Source organism: Micromonospora sp. NPDC049049, from assembly GCF_040649115.1.
Lineage (GTDB): Bacteria > Actinomycetota > Actinomycetes > Mycobacteriales > Micromonosporaceae > Micromonospora.
This window is the reverse complement of the sequence record NZ_JBEZEX010000015.1, coordinates 75316-98186: the sequence shown is the minus strand read 5'-3', so window position 1 is coordinate 98186 and position 22871 is coordinate 75316. Positions and strand designations below refer to the sequence as shown.

Annotated in this window: 20 protein-coding genes; 7 read left to right on the top strand and 13 right to left on the bottom strand. The window is 72.2% G+C overall.

What is annotated here, in order from left to right; translation table 11 throughout:
- Positions 1 to 32: 32 nt before the first annotated feature.
- The 5 genes from AB0B68_RS17370 to AB0B68_RS17350 form a co-directional block, all read right to left on the bottom strand.
- The gene (locus tag AB0B68_RS17370; protein WP_357261003.1) at positions 33 to 800 is read right to left on the bottom strand and encodes a hypothetical protein; all 768 of its coding nucleotides are present in this window, start codon (positions 798 to 800) and stop codon (positions 33 to 35) included.
- A gap of 161 nt (positions 801 to 961) precedes the next feature.
- Positions 962 to 3097, bottom strand: coding sequence for an RNA polymerase recycling motor ATPase HelR (gene helR / locus AB0B68_RS17365; RefSeq protein ID WP_357261000.1), 2136 nt, complete (start codon positions 3095 to 3097; stop codon positions 962 to 964).
- A gap of 154 nt (positions 3098 to 3251) precedes the next feature.
- Positions 3252 to 3632, bottom strand: a complete 381-nt coding sequence (locus AB0B68_RS17360; protein WP_357205917.1) for a YccF domain-containing protein — start codon at positions 3630 to 3632, stop codon at positions 3252 to 3254.
- Between the two features lie 49 nt (positions 3633 to 3681).
- Positions 3682 to 4296 carry an STAS domain-containing protein gene (locus AB0B68_RS17355; RefSeq protein WP_357260997.1) on the bottom strand — a complete coding sequence of 205 codons (615 nt, stop codon included), beginning with the start codon at positions 4294 to 4296 and terminating at the stop codon, positions 3682 to 3684.
- Positions 4293 to 4622, bottom strand: coding sequence for an STAS domain-containing protein (locus tag AB0B68_RS17350; protein WP_357205912.1), 330 nt, complete (start codon positions 4620 to 4622; stop codon positions 4293 to 4295). The genes AB0B68_RS17355 and AB0B68_RS17350 overlap by 4 nt, the downstream gene beginning before the upstream one ends.
- Before the next feature lie 150 nt (positions 4623 to 4772).
- Here AB0B68_RS17350 and AB0B68_RS17345 point away from each other — a divergent pair, with 150 nt between their 5' ends.
- From AB0B68_RS17345 to AB0B68_RS17330, 4 genes are all read left to right on the top strand, one after another.
- Complete coding sequence (locus AB0B68_RS17345; protein ID WP_355006168.1) at positions 4773 to 5462, top strand: response regulator transcription factor; 690 nt, start codon at positions 4773 to 4775, stop codon at positions 5460 to 5462.
- Positions 5459 to 6814 (top strand): HAMP domain-containing sensor histidine kinase, encoded by a 1356-nt coding sequence (locus tag AB0B68_RS17340; protein ID WP_357260994.1) that lies wholly within the window; start codon positions 5459 to 5461, stop codon positions 6812 to 6814. Before AB0B68_RS17345 ends, AB0B68_RS17340 begins: the two co-directional genes overlap by 4 nt.
- Complete coding sequence (locus AB0B68_RS17335) at positions 6811 to 7374, top strand: GerMN domain-containing protein (protein WP_357260991.1); 564 nt, start codon at positions 6811 to 6813, stop codon at positions 7372 to 7374. The genes AB0B68_RS17340 and AB0B68_RS17335 overlap by 4 nt, the downstream gene beginning before the upstream one ends.
- Before the next feature lie 107 nt (positions 7375 to 7481).
- Complete coding sequence (locus AB0B68_RS17330; protein ID WP_357260988.1) at positions 7482 to 8078, top strand: hypothetical protein; 597 nt, start codon at positions 7482 to 7484, stop codon at positions 8076 to 8078.
- A gap of 49 nt (positions 8079 to 8127) precedes the next feature.
- On the opposite strand, the gene AB0B68_RS17325 is transcribed toward AB0B68_RS17330, so the two are convergent.
- The 7 genes from AB0B68_RS17325 to AB0B68_RS17295 form a co-directional block, all read right to left on the bottom strand.
- Complete coding sequence (locus AB0B68_RS17325; protein WP_357205901.1) at positions 8128 to 10041, bottom strand: glycerophosphodiester phosphodiesterase family protein; 1914 nt, start codon at positions 10039 to 10041, stop codon at positions 8128 to 8130.
- Between the two features lie 101 nt (positions 10042 to 10142).
- Positions 10143 to 10847 carry a cellulose binding domain-containing protein gene (locus AB0B68_RS17320; protein ID WP_357205898.1) on the bottom strand — a complete coding sequence of 235 codons (705 nt, stop codon included), beginning with the start codon at positions 10845 to 10847 and terminating at the stop codon, positions 10143 to 10145.
- Positions 10848 to 10954: 107 nt separating this feature from the next.
- On the bottom strand, positions 10955 to 11335 hold the full coding sequence (locus AB0B68_RS17315) for a DUF742 domain-containing protein (RefSeq protein WP_357205895.1): 381 nt from the start codon (positions 11333 to 11335) through the stop codon (positions 10955 to 10957).
- The gene (locus AB0B68_RS17310) at positions 11313 to 11762 is read right to left on the bottom strand and encodes a roadblock/LC7 domain-containing protein (protein WP_355006158.1); all 450 of its coding nucleotides are present in this window, start codon (positions 11760 to 11762) and stop codon (positions 11313 to 11315) included. The genes AB0B68_RS17315 and AB0B68_RS17310 overlap by 23 nt, the downstream gene beginning before the upstream one ends.
- Positions 11759 to 13711 (bottom strand): nitrate- and nitrite sensing domain-containing protein, encoded by a 1953-nt coding sequence (locus tag AB0B68_RS17305; protein WP_357260985.1) that lies wholly within the window; start codon positions 13709 to 13711, stop codon positions 11759 to 11761. The genes AB0B68_RS17310 and AB0B68_RS17305 overlap by 4 nt, the downstream gene beginning before the upstream one ends.
- A complete protein-coding gene (locus AB0B68_RS17300; protein WP_357260982.1) occupies positions 13708 to 16269 on the bottom strand; it encodes a LuxR C-terminal-related transcriptional regulator in 2562 nt (853 codons plus the stop codon). Before AB0B68_RS17300 ends, AB0B68_RS17305 begins: the two co-directional genes overlap by 4 nt.
- 5 nt (positions 16270 to 16274) lie before the next feature.
- Entirely contained in the window at positions 16275 to 17534 is a 1260-nt protein-coding gene (locus tag AB0B68_RS17295) for an Hsp70 family protein (RefSeq protein ID WP_357260979.1), read from the bottom strand.
- Between the two features lie 301 nt (positions 17535 to 17835).
- Here AB0B68_RS17295 and AB0B68_RS17290 point away from each other — a divergent pair, with 301 nt between their 5' ends.
- The 3 genes from AB0B68_RS17290 (at position 17836) to AB0B68_RS17280 (ending at position 22149) form a co-directional block, all read left to right on the top strand.
- Positions 17836 to 18720 (top strand): IniB N-terminal domain-containing protein, encoded by an 885-nt coding sequence (locus tag AB0B68_RS17290; protein ID WP_357205822.1) that lies wholly within the window; start codon positions 17836 to 17838, stop codon positions 18718 to 18720.
- Between the two features lie 115 nt (positions 18721 to 18835).
- Complete coding sequence (locus tag AB0B68_RS17285) at positions 18836 to 20692, top strand: dynamin family protein (protein WP_357261129.1); 1857 nt, start codon at positions 18836 to 18838, stop codon at positions 20690 to 20692.
- Entirely contained in the window at positions 20689 to 22149 is a 1461-nt protein-coding gene (locus tag AB0B68_RS17280) for a hypothetical protein (protein WP_357205819.1), read from the top strand. The genes AB0B68_RS17285 and AB0B68_RS17280 overlap by 4 nt, the downstream gene beginning before the upstream one ends.
- Before the next feature lie 75 nt (positions 22150 to 22224).
- Here the strand turns inward: AB0B68_RS17280 and AB0B68_RS17275 are convergent, their stop codons facing one another.
- A complete protein-coding gene (locus AB0B68_RS17275; RefSeq protein ID WP_357205816.1) occupies positions 22225 to 22515 on the bottom strand; it encodes a DUF1540 domain-containing protein in 291 nt (96 codons plus the stop codon).
- Between the last annotated feature and the right edge of the window lie 356 nt (positions 22516 to 22871).

The window sequence follows — 22871 nt, the reverse complement described above, 5'->3', positions numbered from 1 at the left end:
CCCGGCTGGGTTGAGCAGCAGTTGCAGCCCGGTCAGTGGGTGTAGGTCGGCCAGTGCGGGTCGTCAAAGCGGGCCGGATCCGGGATGCCGAGCAGCCTGATCCGGTGCAGTAGTTCCGGGTCGGTGTCGACCGTCCGCAGCCGGGCCGGCGCGTGCTGGAGCAGCCATGCGGTGAGCTCCGCACGGAGGATCTCCTTGACGTCGTCCGTCAACGTCCAGGTGCTCCACGGCAGCTCATCGCAGAGCAGGTCGTAATCCCACTCTCCGAAAGCCTCGGCGAGCCGTCGGTCCGCCACCAAACTGTTCTCCGTCGCCCAGGCGCCGAGCCAGCGGTCGAGCACGCCACAGGCTTCCACGAGCATGGCCAGCACCGCGTGCGCCGGCACCTCGGCGTCTGGGTCGGTGAGCGTGACGACCCACCAGGCGTCCAGGAACTCGCGGATCGCCGTCGACTGCTCGGCGGGCCACTCCTGCCAGCGACCGCGCGCGAACGCATGCCCCGCATGGTCCATGCTGCTCAGACGCTCCACCTCGCCGTTGACCAATGCCGTGGCGAGTTGGGGCAGGATCCGGCGCAGCATGGCGGCGGGAAGATCCCAGTCGCCGGCCGAGTAGGTACGGCGCAGCAGATCCGGGTCCAGCTCGACGTCCGGGGTCTTGAGCAGGGCAAGTTCCTCGGCGCTGCCCCAGTGGCACTCGCAGTTGCCGTCGTCGGGGTGGGCGGTCATGCCACCGAAGGTGGTGGCGAGACGGGCAAGGGCGGCGTCGAGTCGACGCCGTGCGGGCGTGGGTTGCGTCATGCAGATGCGCCTTCGCGGACTCCGGCGGCGCGCGGCGGCCGAAGAGCACGACGTTACCGGTCGAGTCGGCGAAACGCCACGCTGATTCGGCCCACGTCATCGCTGAGAGGGGTCGGAGAGCGACATCGCCCCGGTCGTCCCCGGATCCGGCCGGCACGCGCTCAGCAGCTGGTCAGGAGCACGAGTTGCTGGGTGGCCCGGGTCATCGCGACGTAGCGGTCGACCGCCCCCGAGACGCCGCTGCCGAACGCTTGCGGGTCGACGAGGACGACCAGGTCGAATTCGAGGCCCTTGGCCTGCTCCGGGCTCAGTGACCGGACCCGGGACGTCGGCGGGAAGGTCGGGTCGCCGATCACGCAGGCGATTCCTTCGGCGTGGTCGGCGAGCCAGGTGTCGAGGATCGACCCAAGGTCGGCGGCCGAACCGTGGACGACGGGGAGCCCGTTGCCGCGGATGGAGGTGGGCACGTTGGCGTCGGGGAGTACGCCCCGGATGACCGGTTCGGCCTCCGCCATGACCTCCGCCGGCGTCCGGTAGTTGATGGCCAACGAGGCCACTGTGACGCGGTCGAGCCCGACCCGCTTGAGGCGTTCCTGCCACGACTCGGTGAACCCGTGCCGGGCCTGGGCGCGGTCTCCCACGATGGTGAAGCTGCGCGACGGGCAGCGGGCCAGCAGCATCTGCCACTGGGCGTCGGTCAGCTCCTGCGCCTCGTCGACGACGATGTGTGCGAACGGGCCGGCCAGCAGGTCCGGGTCGGCGTCCGGCAGCGCGGAGTCGTCGACCAGGACGTCGCGCAGATCGGGTTGGCGCAGCATCGCCAGCAGACCCTCGCCGTCGTCGTAGGTGTCGGCCGCGAGCAGCTCGTCGACGACCCGGGCCATGTGTTCGCGTTCCACGGCGGCGGCCGGGTCGCGCCGCCGGGTGCGCCCCGCCCTCTCCGCGTCGCCGAGCCGCTGCCGGGCCGCGTCGAGCAGCGGCAGGTCGGACACGGTCCAGGCCCGGGGCTCGTCGCGTTGCAGCTTGCGGACCTCCTCCGGGCTGAGCCACGGCGCGCACCTGCGCAGGTACGCGGGCACCGACCACAGGTCACTCACGAGATCGGCCGCGTCGAGCAACGGCCAGGCACTGTTGACGGTCGCCCGCAGCTCCCGGTTGCGCAGCAGCGAGTCGCGGAGCACGGCGTCCGGCTCCTCGCCGTCGTACCGGTCGATGAGGATCGTCAGCAACTCCTCCCAGATGTCCTCGCGCGCCTCGTTGTGCGGGGTGCCCGGACCCGGCGCCTGGAACGCGTCGGCCCAGTCGTCGGCGCTCAGGTGGACGTCGGATTCGCCGACCGTGATCGTCATCGGGGCGACCGGTGGGTCCTCGTAGAACCGGACGGCCGCGTCGATCGCCCGGACCAGCTCGGCCGAGGACTTCAGCCGGGCCACGTCCGGGTCGGCGTCGACGGTAGCCGTGGCTCCCTCTGCGACGAGGCCGCGCAGGGTGCAGGTCTGCACGTCCTCCTCTCCGAGGCTGGGCAGGACGTCGGCGACGTAGGCCAGGTAGGGCTGGTGCGGTCCCACGAAGAGCACTCCACCCCGGCGTTGACCGAGGCGCGGGTCGGAGTAGAGCAGGTACGCGGTGCGGTGCAGGGCGACGACGGTCTTGCCGGTGCCCGGACCGCCGTCGACCACGAGGGCGCCGGCCGACCCCGCCCGGATGATGGCGTCCTGGTCGGCCTGGATCGTGCTGAGCACATCGCGCATCCGGGGCGAACGGGCACCGCCCAGACTGGCGATGAACGCGGACTGGTCGTCGAGCGCGACGGCGTGCCCCACGAACCCGTCCGGGGTGAACACCTCGTCCCAGTAGTCGCTGATCCGGCCTCGGGTCCAGCGGTACCGGCGGCGGCTCGCCAAGCCCATCGGGTTGGCGTGGGTCGCGCCGAAGAACGGCTCGGCAGCGGGTGAGCGCCAGTCGAGCAGCAGCCGCCGGCCCGCGCTGTCGGTGAGGCCGCGACGTCCGACGTACACCGGCTCGGGGTCGTCCGCCCCGACGACGTGGCCGAGGCACAGGTCCAGCCCGTAGCGGCTCAGCGAGCGGAGGCGGGCGGTCAGCCGGCGGACCTCCTCGTCCCGGTCGACGGCCTGCCGGCCCTTGCCGCCGGGCGCCCGGCGGGCGGTGTCCAGACGCTCGGACAGCTCGGCGTTCAGCTGCGCGAGGCCCTGCGCCATGGCCGCGAAGTGCCGCTCGTCGTGGGCGATGAGCGCCGGGTCGGCCTTGGGGGCGAGGTGATCGGGAAGGTCGAACACGGAGGTAGGCAAGGAATCCAATTCATGACATCCATTTCGGCAGAATCTGGCCTCGGCCGACGATTCTGCGTCATAAACGGGGTCTTGCCGCAAGCCCCCCAGTGCGCTATAAGTTAGAAGTGGCGGGAGACCAGGGGTCTCCCGTTTTCCGTGTTCAGGGCGCGTCGACGACCTCACGGCCGAGCGGCCAGAACGCCGCCGGTACGAGCTTGAAGTTGGCGATGCCGAACGGGATCCCGATGATCGTCACGCAGAGGGCGATGCCCGCGAGGATGTGCGAGAGCGCGAGCCACCAGCCGGCCAGCACCACCCAGAGGATGTTCGCCAGGCCGGAGCCGACGCCCACGCCCGGCTTGGGCACCAGGGTGCGGCCGAAGGGCCACAGCGAGTAGACCGCGAGGCGCAGCGAGGCGACGCCGAACGGGATGGTGATGACCAGGGCGAAGCAGATCAGCGCGGCGATGCCGTAGCCGACCGCCAGCACGAGGCCACCGCCGAAGACGAGCCACAGCACATTCAGTACGAAACGAATCATTACTCCAGCATGAAACATGCTCGCCACCCGGTCCTCCCGCCCCGCTCCCTCAACGGGGGACGGCCACCGCGTGGCCCGCGGAAAGGGGCCTCCCGCCACCGTCGGAGAGCTCGGCGAGGGCGTGGTCGCGGCTGTCGAAGATCGGGAAGGCCCCGTCCAGACGCATGGTGTGCAGGACGGTGCGGATGAATCTCGACGGCGCGGCGAGGCAGAGCGTGACACCCCGTTCCCGGGCGTCCCGGTGGGCGCGCACGAGCAGACCGAGGCCTGTCGAGTCGATGATGTGCACCCGGCTCAGGTCGACCACGACATGCCCGCCCACCTCGGCCACGTGCCGCAGCGCCGTGCGCAGGTTGTCGCCGGTGTCGAGGTCGATGTCACCAGTGGCGGCGATGACTGTCGTGCCGTCGAGGTGGTCGATGCCGAGGATGCCACCGGGGCCGTGCTCGTCGCACGACACGTGGCCACCGGTCGAGGCGGGCAGGAGGCTGCAGTGCGGGCAGCGGTGCGGCCCGGTGGCGAAGGGGGAGCCGCTCCAGCCGTGTTCGGCCACCAGGGTCCAGACGACCTCGGCGTCGGGGAGCACGCACGCGGTGCCGCGGATGGTCTCGCCGCAGGTGTCGCAGATCAAGGTCATCAGATACTCGTCCGGGACGACGGTCATGCTGCTGGTCCTTCCTCATTGACGATCGGGAGCACCTGATCCAGGCGGGTGATCTGCAGGATGCGCCGGACCCGGGGGTTCGGATCGCGGACGGTGAGGGCCGCGTCGGCGCGAGTCAGCCGCCGGTGCACGTCGAGCAGCAGGCCGATGGCGGCGGCGTCGAGGTGCTGGCAGTCGGACAGGTCGAGCACGACCTGCGCGGGGCGCAGCGCCAGCAGTCGGTCGAACACTGCGCCGACCTCCGGCAGACAGGCCAGATCGAGTTCGGTGACGCGAACCTCGACCAGCGGCAGCGTGTACCTCGCGGGCAGCACCGGCGTCGCCATTGCCGTACCCCTCTCCGTCGACCTTGCCTCCTCCCCACCGTGCTGGGCGGGGTTGGCGGTCACTGCAAGGCTCTGTGACAGTTGTGTGACAAAACCGCCGGCCGGCGGGCACGGTTGGCCGCCCGGCGGTCGGCCGAGGATGATTCCGGGATGACGGCCGTACTGGTGATCGAGGACGACGACCGCATCCGGCTCGCGCTGCTGCTCGCACTTGAGGACGAGGGCTACGACGCCCTCGGCGCGGCCACGGCCGAGGAGGGCCTGCGCGCCCAGCGCCACCACCCGGCCGACTACGTGCTCGTCGACCTGATGCTGCCCGGCCTCGACGGCTTCGAGTGCATCCGACAGTTGCGCCGAGACGACGACGTGCCGATCGTGGTGGTCAGCGCCCGTGACGGCACCGACGACATCGTGGCGGCCCTCGAAGCCGGCGCCGACGACTACGTGGTCAAACCCGTGGCCATCCGGGAGCTGACCGCCCGCCTGCGGGCTCTGCGCCGCCGTGCCCGGCCGGTGGTCACGACCTCGGCGCCGGAGCCCGTGCCGGCGGTCGCCTTCGGGGAGTTGGAGATCAGCCCGGAGGCGGGGGAGGTGCGCCGCGCCGGCCAGCAGGTCACTGTCACCCGCACCGAGTTCCGGCTGCTCTGTGAGCTGGCCGAGCACGCTGGTCGGGTGCTGTCGCGTCAGCAGTTGCTGCAACGGGTCTGGGGGTACGACAGCGGCGACGAACGGCTCGTCGACGTGCACGTCGGTCGGCTTCGGCAGAAGATCGAGCTGGACCCGGCGAACCCCCGGCACCTGGTTACCCTGCGGGGCCTCGGCTACAAGTTGCAACGATGAGACGCCTCGGACTGCGTACCCGGGTTACCGCCGCGTTCGCCGTCGGCGCGCTCCTGCTCTCGGCGTCGATGGCCCTGATCTCCTACGAGTTGACCCGCCGGTCCCTGCTCGACGACCGCGAACGCATCGCCCTGCGGGCCGCCTACTTCGACGCCGCCGTGGTGCATGCCGGCCTCGACACCGACACCCCGGACGTGGTGGAGGTGCTCCGGTCGTTGGACACCGGCGGAAGCCGTCGACCGGTGCTGCACCTCAACGGCGAGTGGTACGCGAGGGCAGCCGATCCCGGCACCACGGCCGCCATCCCCGACGAGCTGCTCCGGGTCGTCTCCGCCGGGGAGCCGGCCGTGCAGCGTGTCCGCGTCGACGGCCAACCGGCCCTGGTGGTCGGTGTGCCGTTGTCCGCGTCCGCGACGTACTTCGAGGTCAACTCGCTGCGCGAGCTGGAGCAGACCTTCCGGGTGCTGGCCCTCGCGCTGACCAGCGTTGCGGTGCTGGTCGCCGGATCCGGCGCCGCCCTCGCCTGGTACGCCACCCGACACGGGCTGCGGCCGCTGACAGCGGTCGCCGACGCGGCCGAGAAGATCGCCGCCGGTGACTTCACCGCCCGGCTCGACCCGGCCACCGACAGTGACCTCACCCGCCTCTCCTCGTCGTTCAACCAGATGGTCGACCGCCTCGCCCTGCGCATCGAACGGGACCGCCGGTTCGCCGCCGATGTCAGCCACGAACTGCGGTCCCCGTTGCAGACCCTCGCCGCGGCGGCCAGCGTCCTGGCCCGCCGTCGGGAGCACCAGGACGAACGGACTGCCACCGCCGCCGGGCTCGTCGCCGACGAGATCGATCGTTTCCAACGGCTCGTCAACGACCTGATCGACCTGGCCCGCAGCGACCAGCCGGCCCACCGTGCCCCGGTGGACGTGGTGGAGCTGGCCCGGGAGACCTGCGACGCGTACGACCTGCCGGGCACCCTCGTCGGCCTGGCACCGGACGTGCCCACGACGTGGCAGGTCGAGCGGCGGCGGGTCGCCCAGATCCTGGCGAACCTGCTCGACAACGCCGCCACCTACGGCGGTGGCCCGGTGGCTGTTCGCCTGGACCGGGACGGGGACAGCGGCGTCATCGAGGTCGACGATGACGGTCCGGGCGTTCCCGTGGAGGACCGGGAGGCGATCTTCGACCGGTTCGTCCGGGGGCGAGCCGCCCACACCCGTGGCGCCGGCGACGGCACCGGCCTGGGGCTGGCGCTGGTCGCGCAGCACGCCGCCGCGCACGCTGGGCAGGTGACGGTCGCCGACCGTCCGGGCGGGGGCGCCTGTTTCCGGGTCACCCTGCCGGGGAGCCTGTCGTGAAGCCCCGCCGTCTCGTTCCGTTGGCCCTCGTTGTGCTGCTGGCCGCATGTGGCATCCCCACCGACGACACCCCACGCGCGGTGCCGGCCCCGCGAGGGCCGCTGAGCAGCGCCGCTCCCGCCGACACCACCGCACCGGCCGGCAGCGCCGCCGAGACGCTCTGCCTGGTCCGGAACAACCGCATCGTCCCCGTGGTCCGGCGCGTCGACAGGGCACCCAGCATCGCGGACCAGTTGCGGCACCTGCTCGCCGGGCCCAGCGGGGCCGAACGGGACAGCGACCTGACCAGCGCGCTGCCGGGGGCGGTCAACGCCGCCCTCGCGACAGTTACCGGGACGCAGGCCGTCGTCGCTGTGGACGAACCCGCCGAGGTGGGCGGTCGCAGCGACGAGGTCCTCGCCTTCGGGCAGATCGTCTGCACTCTCACCAGCCGCGAGGACGTCTCCACAGTGGCCTTCCTGCGTGACGGCAGGGCTCTGGGCGTGCCCCGGGCCGACGGCTCCCTGTCCAGCATGCCGCTCACCCGCGGCGACTACGCCCCCCTCATCAGCGAACGCTGAACGCGAGGTCTCGGGGTCGCTCGGTGGAAGACCTGAGACGAAAGCCAGGGCGACCCGAGGGAAGCTCCCGGAGGTCGGCAGTCGCCGACGGTCACATGCTGACTGGCATGAAACGCGCTGCGCTCTACGTGATCGCCGGCCCGGTCGGCATCGTGGCCTACGGCCTGATCCGGCTGTGGGGAAAGTCAGACGGGGTGTACGGCCCCGGCCTCGACTGGCAGGCCGCCCACCTGGCCGCCCTCGCCGGCATGGTGTGCTTCGTCCCGGGTGTGCTCGCGCTGTCCCGCCTGCTGCCCCGCAGTCCGTGGCGCACCGGGGTGGTGGCCGGCACGTTCGTCGGCCTCGCCGCGACGATGGTGCAGTTCGGCGCGGACATCGTCGAGGGGCTGCTGGCCGAGGACCGGGCGGAGATGTCGAGGCTCGGCGCGGAATTCAAGGACATCCCCGGCGTGGAGGTGGCCTTCTACGACGTCGTACCCCAGTTCTTCTTCCTCGGCCTGCTCGTGCTCACGGGCATGCTCGCCGCCCGACGGCGGCTGCCGTGGTGGAGCGTGCCGCTGCTCCTCGTCGGCATCGTCCTGCCGGCGGTCACCCTCGACCTGCTTCCCATCGGCGGCCTGTGCATGGCGCTGGCGTTGGCCCCGGCGCTGCCACTGGTACGACAGCGGGGCGAACGTGCCGGGTCACCGGTCGGCATCCACTGAGGACAGGGGTGGCGCTGACCACATCGGACCAGCGCCACCCTTCGAGTCGTTACTTCAGTGCGAGGGTGCGGGCGTCGGCGGCGATGACGCTGGCGATCTCCGCCGGCACCAGCTTGCCCGCCTGCCGGTCGGCGTAGGTGGCCAGCTCGGCGTACTGGGCGTGGGCCAGTTTGATGGTCATCGCCGTGACGGCGGCCGGGTCCGCGCCCGAGGTGGGGATCAGGTAGCCGAGGCCAGCCTGGCTCACTGTCACGGTGAAGGTGCTGGTCGCCGTGGCGGTGCCCTCGGGCCCGGTCGCCTCGGTGGTGATGGTGTGCCGGCCGGCGGTCAGCTTGGCCAGGTCGAGCTTGCGCCCGGCGGCCGACTTCTTACCGTCCAGCGTCACGGTGACGGTGTCGGCGTTGGTCGCGGCGACCGCGATCACCGGTGACTGCGCCCGGTCCAGCCGAGCCCCGTCGGTCGGCGAGGTGATCTGCACGGTCGGGTCGCCGGGGGCCCGCTGGACGAACGCCGAGTTCCAGCCGACCAGCTCCGCCGCCCGGTTGGTGATGATCGCGTCGGTGCCGATCCGCTCCAGCCGCTGCCACAGGCCGGCGGAGTCCATCGTCCACGCCATCACGGCGACCCCGGCCGCGTGCAGCGGGGCGATGACCTCGGGCTTGGCCAACAGCGCGTTGCCGTCCGGGTTGTACGCGGTCAGGTGCAACTCCTTCGCGATCGCCACCGGGTCGGCGTCCAGGGTGCTGCGGAGCAGGCCGAGCGGCAGCTCGGGGGCGATCTCGTAGGTGTACTTCAGAGCGTCGACCTCGAAGCTCTGGATGAAGACCCGGCCCATCATCTGCTCGTCCCGGATCACCTGCATGATCGTGGCGACCTCGTTGCGGGTGTGCTTGCCCTTGATCTCCACGAGCAGGTTTCCACCCCGCGTCCGCAGGTCGGCGAGCTGCTCCGCGAGGGTGGGCACCCGCTCACCGACGTACTGCGGGCCGAACCAGGAGCCGGCGTCGAGCGCCTTGATCTGCGCGGCGGTCAGGTCCCGGATGTTGCCGGTGCCGTCGGTGGTCCGGTCGACGGTGCCGTCGTGCAGGATGAACGGGACGCCGTCCCTGCTCGGCTGGACGTCGTTCTCGATCCAGTCGGCGCCGCCCCTACGGGCGATCTCCTGGGCGACGAGGGTGTTCTCCGGTGCGGCGGCGGACGCGCCCCGGTGGGCGATCACGGTGAACGGGCTGCCCTCGGGGCGGAGGTAGCCGTTCGGTGCCAGCTCGGTGACGGTGACGTCGTCGTACGACACTGTTGCGCCGTTGACGAAGAGCCCCTGGACGCCGTCGGCGGAACGCTGGAGGCTGCTGGTCCGCATCGCCTCCCGCCCGTCGAAGATCCAACGGGCCTGGTTGCCGTGCACCTCGACGGCGACGCGCACGTCCCGGCCGGTGCCGGCGGCGGACGGGGCGGAGGCGGTGTTCGTCACGACCCAGGCGTTGGCAGTGGTCCGCTGGGCGAATTCGAGCCCGTTGGCGGCGGTGGTGCCGCTGCGCATGGTGGCGATCCACCAGGGGGTCGCGCCGCTGGCGGGGACGTCGATGCCGAGCGAGGCCCAGCGGGTGGCGGCCGAAACCGACTCGAAGCGCATGGTCGCCTCGAGGCGGAAGTCGTTCAGGTGCCGACCGAAGGTGATCTTGTTGTTTTCGCTGGAGCTGGCGGAGGTTCCGTACAGCCGGCCGTTCTCGACCTTCCAGGTGCCGTCGACCGCGTGCCAACCGGCGGGCAGCGACCCGGCCGAGAAGTTCTCCGAGACGACGACGCTGCCCGGCTCGGCGGTGGCGGGTGACGAGGTCGCGACGGCGACCGCGACGGCAGCGCTGGTGACGGCGAGAGCGGCGACGGCGGCGGCCCGGGCACCCAGGGCGCCGAGGCGTGACCCGGCGCGGCGCGGCGACGGTGATGCGGGTGGGACAGTCATGGTCGCGACGGTACGAAGCACGCCCGAACTGATGATCAATCAAGCATGGCTGCCGTCGGAACGACGGGTGTACCGCGCTCGATCCGGGCGTCCCGGACCGGTCAGTTCGGCAGGCCGGAGCAGGCGACCCCGTCGATCGTGCACGCCCTGGGGGCGGCACCGGTCAACGATCCATTGACCCGGAACGTCACCCGGACCGAGGCGCTGCCGGGCACCTGACCGGTGTTCGGGTCCGGCACGAACGTCCACACCGCACCGTCCCGGCTGGCCTGTGCCCCCTCGACCCCGCTGACCCCCAGCGACTCCCGGGGCAGGGTGACGACCAGCGTCCACCCCGGTGCCGGGACCGGGCCCGGATTGCTGATCGTCACTGTCGCGCCGTAGCTGAGCAGGGCATTGTCAGTGATGGCGAAGTCCGCGCCCAGGGCCGCCGGGGTGGGTTCGGCGGTGGCGCCGGTCGGCGTGGGCCGGGTCGACGACGCGACGGCCGGTGGGACCGACGAGGCCGAGGCGGACGGGGGCGCGGCCACCGCCGGGCTGGTGAGCGCCGGTCGCGCCTGCGCGCGGGGGGTGGCGGACGGCGACCCGTCCATCTGCTCGACCGACGGCGGTGGGTCGAGGGTCACCGGCGTCAGCTTCTCCGGCGTACGCAGCACCCCGACGACGGACACGGCCGTCGCGATCAGCACCCCGAGCGCCGCGACGACAGCCACCCAGGTGGCCCGCGAGACGTCCTCCCGACCGGTGAGCACCCGCCGTGCGGCCGTGACGAGGGCCACGACCCGATCCAGCAGGATGATCGCCACGGTACGGCGTGGTTGGGGTGGTGTTGCCGGCACTGCCAGTCTCTCTTTCAGTTCGTCGCCGGGTGCGTGCCCACGATCCGTCCGGGTCGCGGGTGGCGGCTGCCCGGTCACAACCCGCGAAGCCCGACGAGTATCGCCTCGAGCAGGTCCTCGGTCGGCAGCTCCGACAGCATCGGCGGTTCGTGCGTCTCGATCAGCCCGGCCGCGAGCAGGTCACCGAGCAACACTCGGACCGTCCCCAGCGGAAGATCCAACTCGGCACCCACCTCGGCCACCGACACTGGATGGTGACACAGCTCGACGATCCGCGCCTGTTCGGGGAAGAGCGGCGTGGGAGGGGTGACCCCCCGCCGGGCGACGACCAGCGAGATCAGGTCGAACTGGCCGCGTGCGGGCGCGGTACGCCCCCCGGTCATCGTATAGGGCCGGGCGACCGGGCCCGCGTCGTCGTCGTACCACGCCTCGTCAGTGGCGCCGCTGGAGTGCACCTGTGTCCCCGATCGTCACCGAGGAGGCCGGGCCCAGCGTGATCGGCAGGTGCTGCTCGGCCTGCCCCACGAAGAGCGCCACCTCGTACGCCATGTCACCGACCTCGACGTCGTCACCGGCGATCCGCACGGTGAGGATGGTCCCGTTCGGGATGGTGGCGATGAACAGGAACGCTCGCGACATCTGCACCACGACCTGACGCAGCTCACCCGCCTCGCAGGTCCGGGTGGCGGCCAGCCCCAACGCGATCAGTCCGGCGACCACGCCGGAGATCTGCTCGGCCAGCTTCGCCCCCACCCGCCGCGAGCCACCCAGCGGCAGCCCGTCCGGTGAGAGCACCACTGCGAACTCCGCACCGTGCACCCGGTCGACCAGGTCGTTCAGGGCGTCGGTCAGGCCGCCCTCGGTGACCACTGCAGACGTCATTGTTGTCTCCTCGCTGTTCTGGCGACCGGCAACTCAACCGTGTCGAGGCTGGTCCGGACGTGTTCCGGGCCGTTCGGCCCGGGGTGGCGGACCCGCGTCGGCAGCGCGCCGTCGCCGACGGGGTCGGTCAGGTCGGCGCCGGTGTGGGCCGATGGGTACGGGCTGTCGGGTGGTGCGTTGGCCGGGATACCGCCGGTGCCGGTGACCGTGATCAGCCGGGAGGGTAGGAGCACAACAGCGGCCGTCCCGCCGCGCCGGCTCGGGCGCAGCGAGACGTGGGCACCGCATCGGTCGGCCAGTACGGCGGCCGCGTACCAGCCGGCGCGGCCCGGGGGCGGGCCGTCCGGCGGCGGACTGCCGAGCAGGTGGTTCGCCTCGGCCAGCGCGGCGGCGTCAAGGCCCGGCCCGTCGTCGACGACGATCACGGCACATCCCTGCGGTCGCTGTTCGCCGCTGACCCGCACTGTGGTCTCCACCTCGGAGAAGGCCAGCGCGTTCTCGATCAGCTCCGCCAGCAGGTGGATGACGTCCGTGACGGCCGGGCCCGCGAGCGACCATGGCCAGTGCGGCGCGATCAGGACCCGGTGGTAGTCCGGCACCTCGGCGACCGCGCCGCGCGCCACGTCGAGCAGTGGCACCGGGCGTCGCCAGCGGCGGGCGGGTGTCGCGCCGACCAGGGTGATCAGCTTCTCCACGTTGCGGCGGACCCGGGTGGTGAGGTGGTCGAGTTGGAACAGCTCACCGGTCTCCTCGGTGGACCGTTCCCGACGTTGCATCCCGTCCAGCAGGCTGAGCTGGTCGCGCAGCAGGACCTGGTTGTATCGGGTCAGCCCCAGGAACAGCTCCCGCTCGGTGTCAACCTCCGGCGTCGCCTGTGTCGGGGGTGGGGCCGGCGTGCCCGGCAACGGAGTCGGGAGGTCGGTGCCGCTCCCGATCAGTTCGTCGGTCAGGCGTCGGACGGTGCCCGCCCAGCTCAGCAGGAGCACGAGCACGACGATGAGGCCGAGCCCCACGACCGCCCCGGTACGCGCGATGAGCATGGCGGCACCGGGGGTGGCCCGCTCGACGCTGCCGCGGGCGGTGTTCGTCACCACCGTCTGCAGCGCGCCGAGGGCGGCGTCCGCCGCGGCCCGCCAGTCCTGAACGGTGAGACCGGCCAGGGCGTTGGCGGCGCCGCCCTGGAGCAGCAGCCGGTCCTCCAGGGCGAGCAGGGCCGCGAACTCGGGGCCGGCCGCGAGGCGCTGATGCTCGGCCCGGCCGTCGGGCGGGAGCCCGGCCGCGGCCTCGGTGTGCGCGTACCGCTGGATGCTGACCAGCGCACTCAGCCGGCGCTCCTCGTCGGCGCCGAGCCGTGCGGCGGCCAGGCCCGCGCTGACCGCTGCGTCCTCCCGGGCGAGCAACTCCCGGGCGCGGGCCAGAGCGATCACCGCGCGGGTGTCGGCTGCCAACCCGCTCTCGTACGCGCCCCACTCCGGGCCGTACACCCCGAAGGCGACGTCGATGACCTCGTCGTACCCGTCGACTGCCGCGCCCTGGTCGAGCCCCCCGGTGTCGACCCGGGACCGGGTCGTGCCCAGGCCGTCGAGTCGGCGGACCAGCTCGCCGGCCCGGTCGCGGACGGTGCCGGCGCTGAGCAGCCGAAGGTCGCGGCCCTTGGTGAACTCGCGGATCTCGGCGGCGGCCCGGTCGGTGCCTTCGCGGGCCCCGACCAGCGCGGGCGTCGTCTGTCCCGCACCGGCGATCGTCTCGGCGGTGATCCGGCGTTCTGTCTGGAGGTTCAGGATCAGGCGGTCGATGGGCTGGCCCAGCGTGTCCGCCAGCGCCCGGACGCGCAGCAGGTCGACGGCATCCTGGCTGGACACGTAGGCCGCGTACGACCAGAGCGTCACCAGCACGGCGGCCAGCACGGCCAGCCTGGTCCGGATCAGCCGGACGTCGTCACGGGTCATCGGGTCGCCCGCTGCGGCCATGGTTGCCCGGCCGTGTCGCTGGCCCGATCGGCGACGAGGGTGCGCAGCAGCGCCAGCAGTTCGGTGCGGTTGGCGCAGTTGAGTCGGTTACGCATCCGCGCCACGTGGTGTTCGACGGTCTTGGCCGAGATGAAGAGCCGATCGCCGATCTCCCGGTAGGTCAAGCCGGCGAGCACCAGCTCGGCGACCTCGTACTCGCGGTCACTCAGGCCGTGTTGGGTGGGCCCGGCGACCCGCGCCGTGCTCGCACCGGCCGTCGGTGTCTGCCCGCTCTGCCCGCTGGAGGGCCGCCCCTGCAACGCTCGGGCGCATTCCAGCAGGGTGGTCATCGCCCGTCGGTCCGCGGTGCGGATGGCGGCCTGCCCGGCGAGGCGGGCGCCGTCCCAGCACAACCCGGTGTCGTGCAGCCCTCGGGCGGCGGCCTCCACCCGGATCGGGTCGACGACACCCCGGAGCACCTCCACCCAGCTCTCCGCGGCTGCGGCGACCACTGCCGCGTACCGGCTGTGGCCGGCGGCGGCCACCAACGCCGTGACGTGTCCGTCGGCGATCGTCGGCTCGCCGGTCAGGATGGCGGCGTGCAACCCGCTCCAGTGCAGCGGAACGCTCCACAATGGTGGATTGTCGAGGCGGTCGAGGAGCTCACGCCCCTGGTGCAGGTACGGCTCCAGCCGGGCCAGGTCACCCAGCCGTGCGCCCGCGATGGCCAGCTCACCCAACGGCAGCAGGGTGAACAGGTCGACGGGATGCCGCACCACGGCCTCCAGTGCCTGCTCCCAACCACGCTTGAGCGCCCCGAGGTCACTGTTGCGCCGGCCGATGCCCATCCGGATCGCGGCGGCGAAGAGCTGGTCGCGTGACTCCAGTGGCCGCCCGTCGAGCGTCACAGTGGCGAGCCGCTCGCCGGCGGCGTGGATCTCGCCACGGACCATCAGGATCCAGGCCTGCAACAGCCGGTGGCGGCGGGCCATCAGCGGGCCGCCGACACCGGCGCCCAGGGCGCGGTGCAGCACCCGCTCGGCGATTTCCAGCTCACCGCAGTGCACCGCCGTCAACGCGGCGAGTGCCGCCGGGCTGTCCGGCAGCAGCGCCGCCCGGCCGTCCGGCTCCAGCAGCGCGGCGGCCTGCACGAGCGCGGAGAGCGCGGCAGTCGGCGGGCCGGTCACGCTCTCCCGTACACCGTTGGCCATCAGTCGGGCGGCGCTGGCGTGCAGGGTCGGGGGTTCGCCCGCCGGGTCGCCCGCCGGTGACTCGGTGCTGGCGGCCGGGTCGCCGATGGCCAACCCGCCGACGATGGCGAATGCCGCCGCCGAGGCGGTGCCCGACCACCGGAACAGCTCGACGCTGCGACCGATGTGACCACGGTGGGCCAGGGCGGTGGCGGCGACCACGGCCGCCTCGGAGCGATCCGGGGGAGCGGCCGTAGCCAGGAGTCGGTCCGCCAGCCGGAGGGCGTCGTCGAGATCACCGGCGAGCGCGGCGGCGAGCGCCTGCCGCGCGTCGGGCGGCCGGCCGGCCGCCGTGGCCGCCGCGAACAGCTCGGCGGCGAACGCCGGCTCGTCGGCCAGCGCCTCGTCCGCCGCGGCGGCCAGGGTCGCGGCCGGGCAGTCGCCGAGCGCGCCGAGCGCGAGCAGGGAACGGACCAGCGGCAGCACCGCGCCACCCCGGGCGAGCTGCAACTCGGTGAGCCCCCGCCAGACCGCTGTCCGCTCGGTGGTGGGGCTGAGCGTCGCGACGGCCCGCCGGACGATCGGTGCGAGCCGGCCGTCCGCGCCGAGCAGCCCGGCCGCCCTGGTCGTGGCGATCAGTTCGTCCACTCCGGCCGGGTCCCGGCCCAGCAGCGCGCCGAGCATGCTCACCGGCAGCGCCCCGCCGGCCGCGACAGCGAGCAGCAGTCGCCGTACCCCGGCGGGCTGGACGTCCAGGTCCGGCCCGAATTCGAGGATGACGGAGCGGGGTGGGTCCACGATGCCGGTCCGAATCTCCGCGCCGGCCAGGCCGCGGGCCAGCCGTGCCACGTCCCGGGGTACGCCGGCAGTCTGCGTGTGGACGAAGTCGACCAGGTCGGCCGGGCGGCCCAGCTCGGGCGTGGTGGCGATATGGGCGGCGGTCTGCTCCCGGGTGAACGGTGTGAGCAGCACGGCCTGCCCGTCGCGTCGCAGAGCGTCGACCAGCTCACTGAACGCCGCCGAACGGGGCCACGGGCGGTGGGCGACCACCAGCCGGTGTCGCCGGCCCGCGACCAGACGCAGCAGCGCTTCGATCCGTGCGTCGTCGAGCAGGTGCGCGTCGTCGACCAGCACCACCGTGTCGGGGTCGACCGACTCATCCGGCTCCGGGGCGGCCGTGCGGACGGCGATCCCGGCGCGCTGGTGAACGCGCTCCAGCTCGGTGAGGAACGCGGTCTTTCCGTGACCGGCCGGGCCGGCGACGCCGACGGCGAGTGGGCCGCTCGGGTCCTGCGCGACCGTGTCCAGTAGCGCCTGCAACCCCCTGTCCAGGATCAACCCTGGTGCGGCGAGGTCATTCATGATCATCGGGGTCATCCTTCGCGTCCGCGGCTGCGGGCCAGCGCCAGGCGGGACGGCTTCGGCAGTTCCAGTGGGAGGACCCGGACCGGGGGCCGCGGTGGCGGATCGCCCGGAACGGTGTGATGAGCGCGGCGTGGTGCCGGGAGGGTGGCCTGCCCGGCGCCGCTGACCGGGGCCGGAACTCGGGCCGGCGCTGTCTGGCGAGGGCGTGGTGACACCACCTGGCAGGCGGCCATCGCCGCCCCGGTGGCGGCGGTCAACTGTGCGTCCGGCTCCACCTCGACGGGCACCGCGAGAGCCGCGCCGATCAGCTCGGTCACGAGCGGGACCCGGGTGGAGCCGCCGGCCAGCAGGACGCCGTCGAGCTGCGCCGGAGTCAGGTCGGCACTGCGCACGGCCCGGAGCAGGAGGTCGACGGTGGCCTGCACCGTCGGGCGGATCATGGCCTCGAACTGCGCCCGGGTCACCGGCACCCGCGCCGGGCCGCTCGGCAGGGTCAGCACCACGTCGGCCGTGAGGTCGACGGTCAGCACCCGCTTGACCCGGTCACACTCCGCGCGCAGCCCGCGCAGCGCGGCCTGGGCCCCGCGACGCCCGGTCGCGGCCAACTCCCGAGCCAGCACGGTACGGGCATGCTCGGCGAGCGCCTCGTCGAAGTCGGCGCCACCGATCGAGTCGAGACCCTGCGGGGTGCCGAACGTCTCGTACGTGCCGCGCGGGGTGCGGCGCACCAGAGCCGCCTCGAAACTGTTGCCCCCGAGGGCGTAGACAACGGCAGTGCTTCCCGCGAACCCCCGAGCGGCGTGGCTCTCGGCGACGGTGACCGTGCGGGGCAGCAACGTCACGTGCCGTAGACCGAGGTCCGACAGGGCCCGGTGCAGCACCTCCCGCCGGTAGGGGCGCCACCCTGCCGGGTGGCTGAGCACTATCGCCTCGGCGGCCCCGCCCTCCAGGGCGTGGACCCGCTCGACCACCCACGCCGCCAGTTCGGCGGTCAGCGTCTGCGGCGTGCACGGCTCGCCGCCAAGCAGCACCGGCACGTCGTCGCCGATCCGGTGGACGAAGTCCCGGGTGGTGCGGCTGCCGTCGTCGGTCACCGGCTCGCCGACGCGCAGCGAACCGTCCTCGACCAGGCACAGCACCGAAGGCATGAGGGGTGAGCCGGCGCTCAGCGGGACGGCTTCGGGACGGGTCCAGGTCGTGCCGCGTCGCCGTGCGACGGCGGCGGCCGTGTTGCTGCTTCCGATGTCTATCCCCAGGACGTACGGCATCGTCTCTGTCTCTCCCCGTGAGTCAGCCGGTCGGTGGCGATGGCGTCGGCTGCCCGACGACCCACCCCCGGCGAACCCCGCGGGCTCCTACGTTCGTACCAGAGATCAGTCCCTGGTCGGGACCCTAATCTCGACGGGACGGTTTCCCCCTGTCCCCCTAACGTACGAGGTGGCGCAGCCCCTAGTTCAACCGACCCGGATGCGGGCTCAGCCCCGATGCCCGGGGGTGAGCCCCGGCAATAGCGTCGTCACCGTCGACGTACGACACCCCGCCAATGCCACATCCGAGGAGAACCGGCACATGGACTCGCAGCAGACGCTCCACGACTTCGTGCTCGACCTACTGACGAACCCGGATGCGCGGTCGGCCTTCGACCTCGACCCCGAGGGTGCGTTGCGGGGCGCCGGGCTCACCGACATCACCGCTGCGGACGTGCAGGACGTCGTACCGCTGGTCGTCGACTACGCGCCGGGTGCCGGTCTCGCGCCGTTGGCCTCGCCGGTCGGGCAGCTCGGGCTGGACCCGCTGCTCACCGACACCACCGACGTGGTGGGTCAGTTGCAGAGCGTGGCGCAGCAGATCAGCGTCACCAGCTCGCCCAGTGGCGTGGACGTCAAGGCCGGCGTGCTCGGCGCCATCGCTGTCGACCCATCGACCGCCGCCGCCGGGGTCACCGTGCTGCCGGGCATCGGTCTGGGTGTCGGCCCGTCCGGCCTCGACACCGACCTGGCCGGTGTCTCCGACGTGGCGCACACCCTCGACGCCGACGTGGTGCAGCCGGTGGACGCGATCGCTGACCCGGTGCTCGGGGACGTCACCGGCACCGTCGGCGACCCGAGCGGTCTGCTCGGCGTCACCGACTCGAACCTGATCGGCGGCGACCTGACCGGCGGTGTCCTCTCCGGCACCCACGGTCAGCTCGGCGGGGTCGTCAGCTCCCTCGGTGTCGACGACACCCTTGGCGGGCTGGGCCTCGGGCACGGCGACGGCATCGTCGGCGGGGTCCCGCCGCTCGACGTGTCGTCGACGGTGGGCGGCGTGACGCACCAGGTGGACAGCCTCCTCCCCGGTGTCACCGACACGGTCGGTGACGTGACCGGTGGGGTCACCGATGGTGTGCTCGGCGGCGACTCGCACGCCTCGTCCGATCACGGGCTGCTGGGTATCACCGGCGGTCTGCTCTGATCCGGAATCCCGGTCGGAGCGGAGGGCCGGATCGTCTCGGGCGATCCGGCCCTTCCCGGTTCCACATCCGGTCCCTCTTGATAATTGAGCCGAAATCCGCACACTTGGTGCGGTGATGGCCGGGATCTGGTTGGACGTGCTGGACGAAATCGCCCGCACGTGCAGTGCACACGGTCGCGGTGACCTACTTCAGACGGTGCGGCAGAAGCGCGCGCAACTGCTGGACCCGACGCTGCGTGTCCTGGTCATCGGCGAGCCGAACCAGGGCAAGAGTCAGCTGATCAACGCGATCATCAACGCTCCGGCCTGCCCGGTCGGCGACGGCCGGACGACAGTCCTGCCGACCGTGGTGCGGCACGCCGAGGCCCCCACCGCGGCGGTGGCGCAGGCGCCACCATCAGCCCCGGGGCACCCCACCGGCGCCGCCGACGCGATGGCCGTCGAGCGGACCCCGGTGGCGCTCAACCAGGTCGCGGCGGGCGTGGCCGGCCTGGTCGGTCGTCGGCCGGGCGGCGGCCCGGCGTACGTCGAGATCGGAGTGCCCCGTGCGCTGCTCGGTGCCGGGTTGGTGCTGGTGGACACTCCCGGCACCGACGAGGTCGCCGGCATCGGCGCCGCCGCTCCGGTCGCCGCGCCGGCCCGCGCGGACACCGTGCTGCTGGTCTCCGACTCCACTCGGGAGTTGTCGGTCGCCGAGCTGAACATGCTGCTGCACATCATGCGTTCGCATCCGAACGTGGTGGTGGTGCAGAGCAAGACCGATCTGGTGGCGGACTGGCGGACTGTCGCCGAGCGCAACCGGCAGCACCTGGCCGAGGCGGGGGTTCCGGCGACGCTGATCCCGGTTTCGGCGGCGCTGCGACTGCGCGCGGCCGCCGCCGACGACCGTGGGCTCAACGCCGAGTCGGGCTTCCCCGCGTTGATCGCCCGCCTGCAAGGTGACCTGGCCGGCAAGGCCGACCACCTGGCCCGGGCGGCGGTCCAGACGGTGGCCCGGACGGTGGTGGAGCAGTTGGCCGCGCCGCTGCGCGCCGAGTTGGCGACCCAGGAGGCCGAGGAGCAGTCCGGGCCGATCTCCCGTCTGCACGCGGCGCAGCGCGAGGTCGACGAGTTGCGCCGGTGCTCCACCCGGTGGCAGAACACGCTGACCGACGAGATCACCGACCTGCTCGCCGACCTTGAGTACGACCTGCGTGACCGGACCAGACAGATCCTGCGCGCGGTGGACGAGGCGTTCGACACCGCGGACCCGTTGGTCGCCTGGGACACCTTCCAGGACTGGCTGGAGCGGAGCCTGGTGGAGGCGGCGGAGGCGAACCACGAGTGGCTGATCCAGCGCTGTGACTGGATCGCCCGGCGGGTGGCCGCCAACTTCGACAGGTACGGCTACGACGTGCTGCCGCCCTGGTCGATGACGATGCCGGACGACATCGGCGAGCGACTGCCCGACCTGCAACGGCCGACGATCGACAGGTTCACCACCGGTCAGAAGCTGTTCACCGGCATGAAGGGCTCGTACGGCGGCATGCTGATGTTCGGTCTGGCGACCACCCTGGCCGGCATGCCGATGATCAATCCGGTTTCGGTCGGCATCGGGGCGCTCTTCGGCGGCAAGAGCATCCGTGACGAGAGCAAGCAGTTGCTCCGTCGGCGGCAGGCGACGGTCAAGACGGCCATCCAGCGGCATGTCGACGATTTCTTCGTCCGGATCATCCGAGACTGCCGCGACGCCGCCCGGCAGGTGCAGCGGATGCTGCGCGACCACTTCACGGGGCTGACCGAGGAGCTGCAGGAGGCCATCGTGCAGTCGTTCCGCAGCGCGAAGCAGGAGGCCGACACTGATGCCTCGGTGCGCGAGCAGCGGCAGCGCGAGATCCGGCTGAAGATGACCAGGTTGGCGGCGGTGTACGAGCAGGCTCAGCAGTTGACCGGCGCCCGTTCCGCCCCGCTGCTGTTGGAGCCGCAGGCATGACCGTGGGAGTGCGCCTGGACGAGGCGGCGTGGGGGTTGCTGCACCAGGCCATCGAGCTGTACCAGGACAATCCCCGGGCCGTCGCCGAGCTTCGGCAACAGGTGGCCCGGTTGGAGCAGCCGCTGCGGATCGCCATCGTCGGCCCGTGGCGATCGGGTAAGTCGACGGTGCTCAACGCGTTGATGGGTGAGGAGGTCGCGCCGGTCGAGCGGGCGGACGGGGCCTTCACCTGGTACGAGGACGGTGCCGCGCCGCGTGCCACCGCCTACCCGGTCGGGCAGCCACCGCAGGAGTTGGCGGTGGTGAAGTCGGCGACCGGGCTGCGGGTGGATCTGGGCTGGGGCGCGGGGGAGGTGCGGGACATCGTCGTGCGGTGGCCGACGCGGGCGCTGCGGCAGATCACGCTGATCGACACTCCGGCGGTCACCGGTGGCGCCGAGCAGGGCCGGGCACCGGTGTTGGAGCGGGTGTTGCGCGACTCGGACGCGGTGTTGTACCTGACCCGCGACGGTCGCGACAGCGACCTGCGGGTGCTGGAGTCCGCACGGGACAGCGCCGTCGGGCAGTCCGCTCCGGTCAACGTGATCGTGGTGCTGTCCCGCGCCGACGAGACCGGTGGCGGCCGGATCGACGGCCTGCTCACGGCCCGACAGCTCGCTCGCCGGCACTACCGCGACCCGAGGGTGAACGCGCTCAGCGTCAACGTCGTGGCGTGCAGCGGCATGATCGGCCTGGCCGGCCGGTTGCTCGGTGAATCCGATTTCGCCGCGCTCGCGACAGTGGCTCAGGTGCCCCGGGCGGAGCTGGACACCCACCTCATCTCCGCCGACCGCTTCCTCAGCGGCGAGCTGCCGGTACGGCTGGACACCGAGGTACGCGCCGCGCTGCTGGGCCGGTTTGGGATCTTCGGTGTCCGGCTGGCGGCCACGCTGGTGCGCAGCGGGTTCGACAGCCGGGTGAAGCTCTCCGCCGAGTTGATTCGGCGAAGTGGTCTCACCGAGCTGCGTGAGTCGCTGACGCGGTCCTTCATCGATCGCCGCGACGCCCTCAAGGCGCGGTCCGCGCTGGCCGCGGTGGAGGCGCTGCTGCGGGCCGAGCCGACTCGGGGCTCCGCCGAGCTGGTCGGCGCGGTGGAGCAGATCCTCGCCGGCGCGCACGAGTTCCGGGAGCTGCGCCTGCTGGTGGCGCTGCGGAACACCCGGCTGGGGTTCGACGCGGAGCTGGCCGCCGAGGCGCAACGGCTGGTCGGCGGCGACGGGGTGGGCCTTGCGGCTCGGCTCGGTGTCGAGCATGAGGCCGACGTGCGGCAACTCTGGGAGGTCGCCGCCGAGGCGCAGTGGCGGTGGCGGGACCGAGCGGAGGATCCTCTGCTCCCGCTGGCGCAGCGCCGTGGCGCTCAGGTCGTCGTCCGCAGTTGCGAGGGGATGATCGCCGAGCTGGCCGCGGGCGGGCGCTGAGCACCTGCCTGGTCGGCATCGGACGCGAGTGAGGGACGGCAGTGGAGGCCGTCCCTCACTCGTGTCGCGCCGGGATCAGCGCGGCTCGTACGTCTGACAGTCCGCGATGTCCTGACCCGGACCTACCCGGATGGACGGCGCGTGGCACTCCAGCTCGGCGTTGTGCTGACAGTCGGACCGCTTGCAGGCACCGACCTGGGCGATGACGCGGTCCAGCCCGCCCTTCGCCGAGGTGTCGATGAACGTGGCGCAGCTGGCGTTCTGCTGCCCGATGGTGATGGCGAACGCGTGGCAGCCGTCGTGGTTGTAGCCGCAGTCGGTGACTGTGCACTCGTGTACCCGCGGCATCTCCAGCATGTCGGTCATGGGGATCTCGCTTCCGTCGGTGGCACCGGGTCATCTCCATACCCGGCTCCGACCGGACAATTCCCTATCTTTTGGGGCGTTTTGTGTAGGACAGCCTTGCCTAACCGCCGATGACGGCAACTCAGGCGCAGGTGTCGGGACCGGAGCCCTCCGACTGTGGATCGTGCCCCGAAAACCGTTATTCGATCTCGCTTCACACAGTCGCCCCTGACCTGCGGAGATAACGCTCTCACGGATGCTGGGAGAGTGCTTGACGCGCCCGTGATCCGACCGCAACGATGCATTCACATGTCTCGTCCCACCACCGCCTGGCGTGATCGGCGCACGCCGTCCCCCCGCACCGCGAAAGGACCCCA

Bases quoted from the DNA above. Each gene is read 5' to 3' on its own strand.
- AB0B68_RS17290 (WP_357205822.1), top strand. From the start codon at position 17,836: ATGGACTCGCAGCAGACGCTCCACGACTTCGTGCTCGACCTACTGACG.
- AB0B68_RS17350 (WP_357205912.1), bottom strand. From the start codon at position 4,622: ATGGCGACGCCGGTGCTGCCCGCGAGGTACACGCTGCCGCTGGTCGAG.
- AB0B68_RS17305 (WP_357260985.1), bottom strand. From the start codon at position 13,711: ATGACCCGTGACGACGTCCGGCTGATCCGGACCAGGCTGGCCGTGCTG.
- AB0B68_RS17275 (WP_357205816.1), bottom strand. From the start codon at position 22,515: ATGACCGACATGCTGGAGATGCCGCGGGTACACGAGTGCACAGTCACC.
- AB0B68_RS17325 (WP_357205901.1), bottom strand. From the start codon at position 10,041: ATGACTGTCCCACCCGCATCACCGTCGCCGCGCCGCGCCGGGTCACGC.
- AB0B68_RS17330 (WP_357260988.1), top strand. From the start codon at position 7,482: ATGAAACGCGCTGCGCTCTACGTGATCGCCGGCCCGGTCGGCATCGTG.
- AB0B68_RS17280 (WP_357205819.1), top strand. From the start codon at position 20,689: ATGACCGTGGGAGTGCGCCTGGACGAGGCGGCGTGGGGGTTGCTGCAC.
- AB0B68_RS17360 (WP_357205917.1), bottom strand. From the start codon at position 3,632: ATGATTCGTTTCGTACTGAATGTGCTGTGGCTCGTCTTCGGCGGTGGC.
- AB0B68_RS17295 (WP_357260979.1), bottom strand. From the start codon at position 17,534: ATGCCGTACGTCCTGGGGATAGACATCGGAAGCAGCAACACGGCCGCC.
- AB0B68_RS17370 (WP_357261003.1), bottom strand. From the start codon at position 800: ATGACGCAACCCACGCCCGCACGGCGTCGACTCGACGCCGCCCTTGCC.
- AB0B68_RS17310 (WP_355006158.1), bottom strand. From the start codon at position 11,762: ATGACGTCTGCAGTGGTCACCGAGGGCGGCCTGACCGACGCCCTGAAC.
- AB0B68_RS17300 (WP_357260982.1), bottom strand. From the start codon at position 16,269: ATGATCATGAATGACCTCGCCGCACCAGGGTTGATCCTGGACAGGGGG.
- AB0B68_RS17340 (WP_357260994.1), top strand. From the start codon at position 5,459: ATGAGACGCCTCGGACTGCGTACCCGGGTTACCGCCGCGTTCGCCGTC.
- AB0B68_RS17285 (WP_357261129.1), top strand. From the start codon at position 18,836: ATGGCCGGGATCTGGTTGGACGTGCTGGACGAAATCGCCCGCACGTGC.
- AB0B68_RS17355 (WP_357260997.1), bottom strand. From the start codon at position 4,296: ATGACCGTCGTCCCGGACGAGTATCTGATGACCTTGATCTGCGACACC.
- AB0B68_RS17345 (WP_355006168.1), top strand. From the start codon at position 4,773: ATGACGGCCGTACTGGTGATCGAGGACGACGACCGCATCCGGCTCGCG.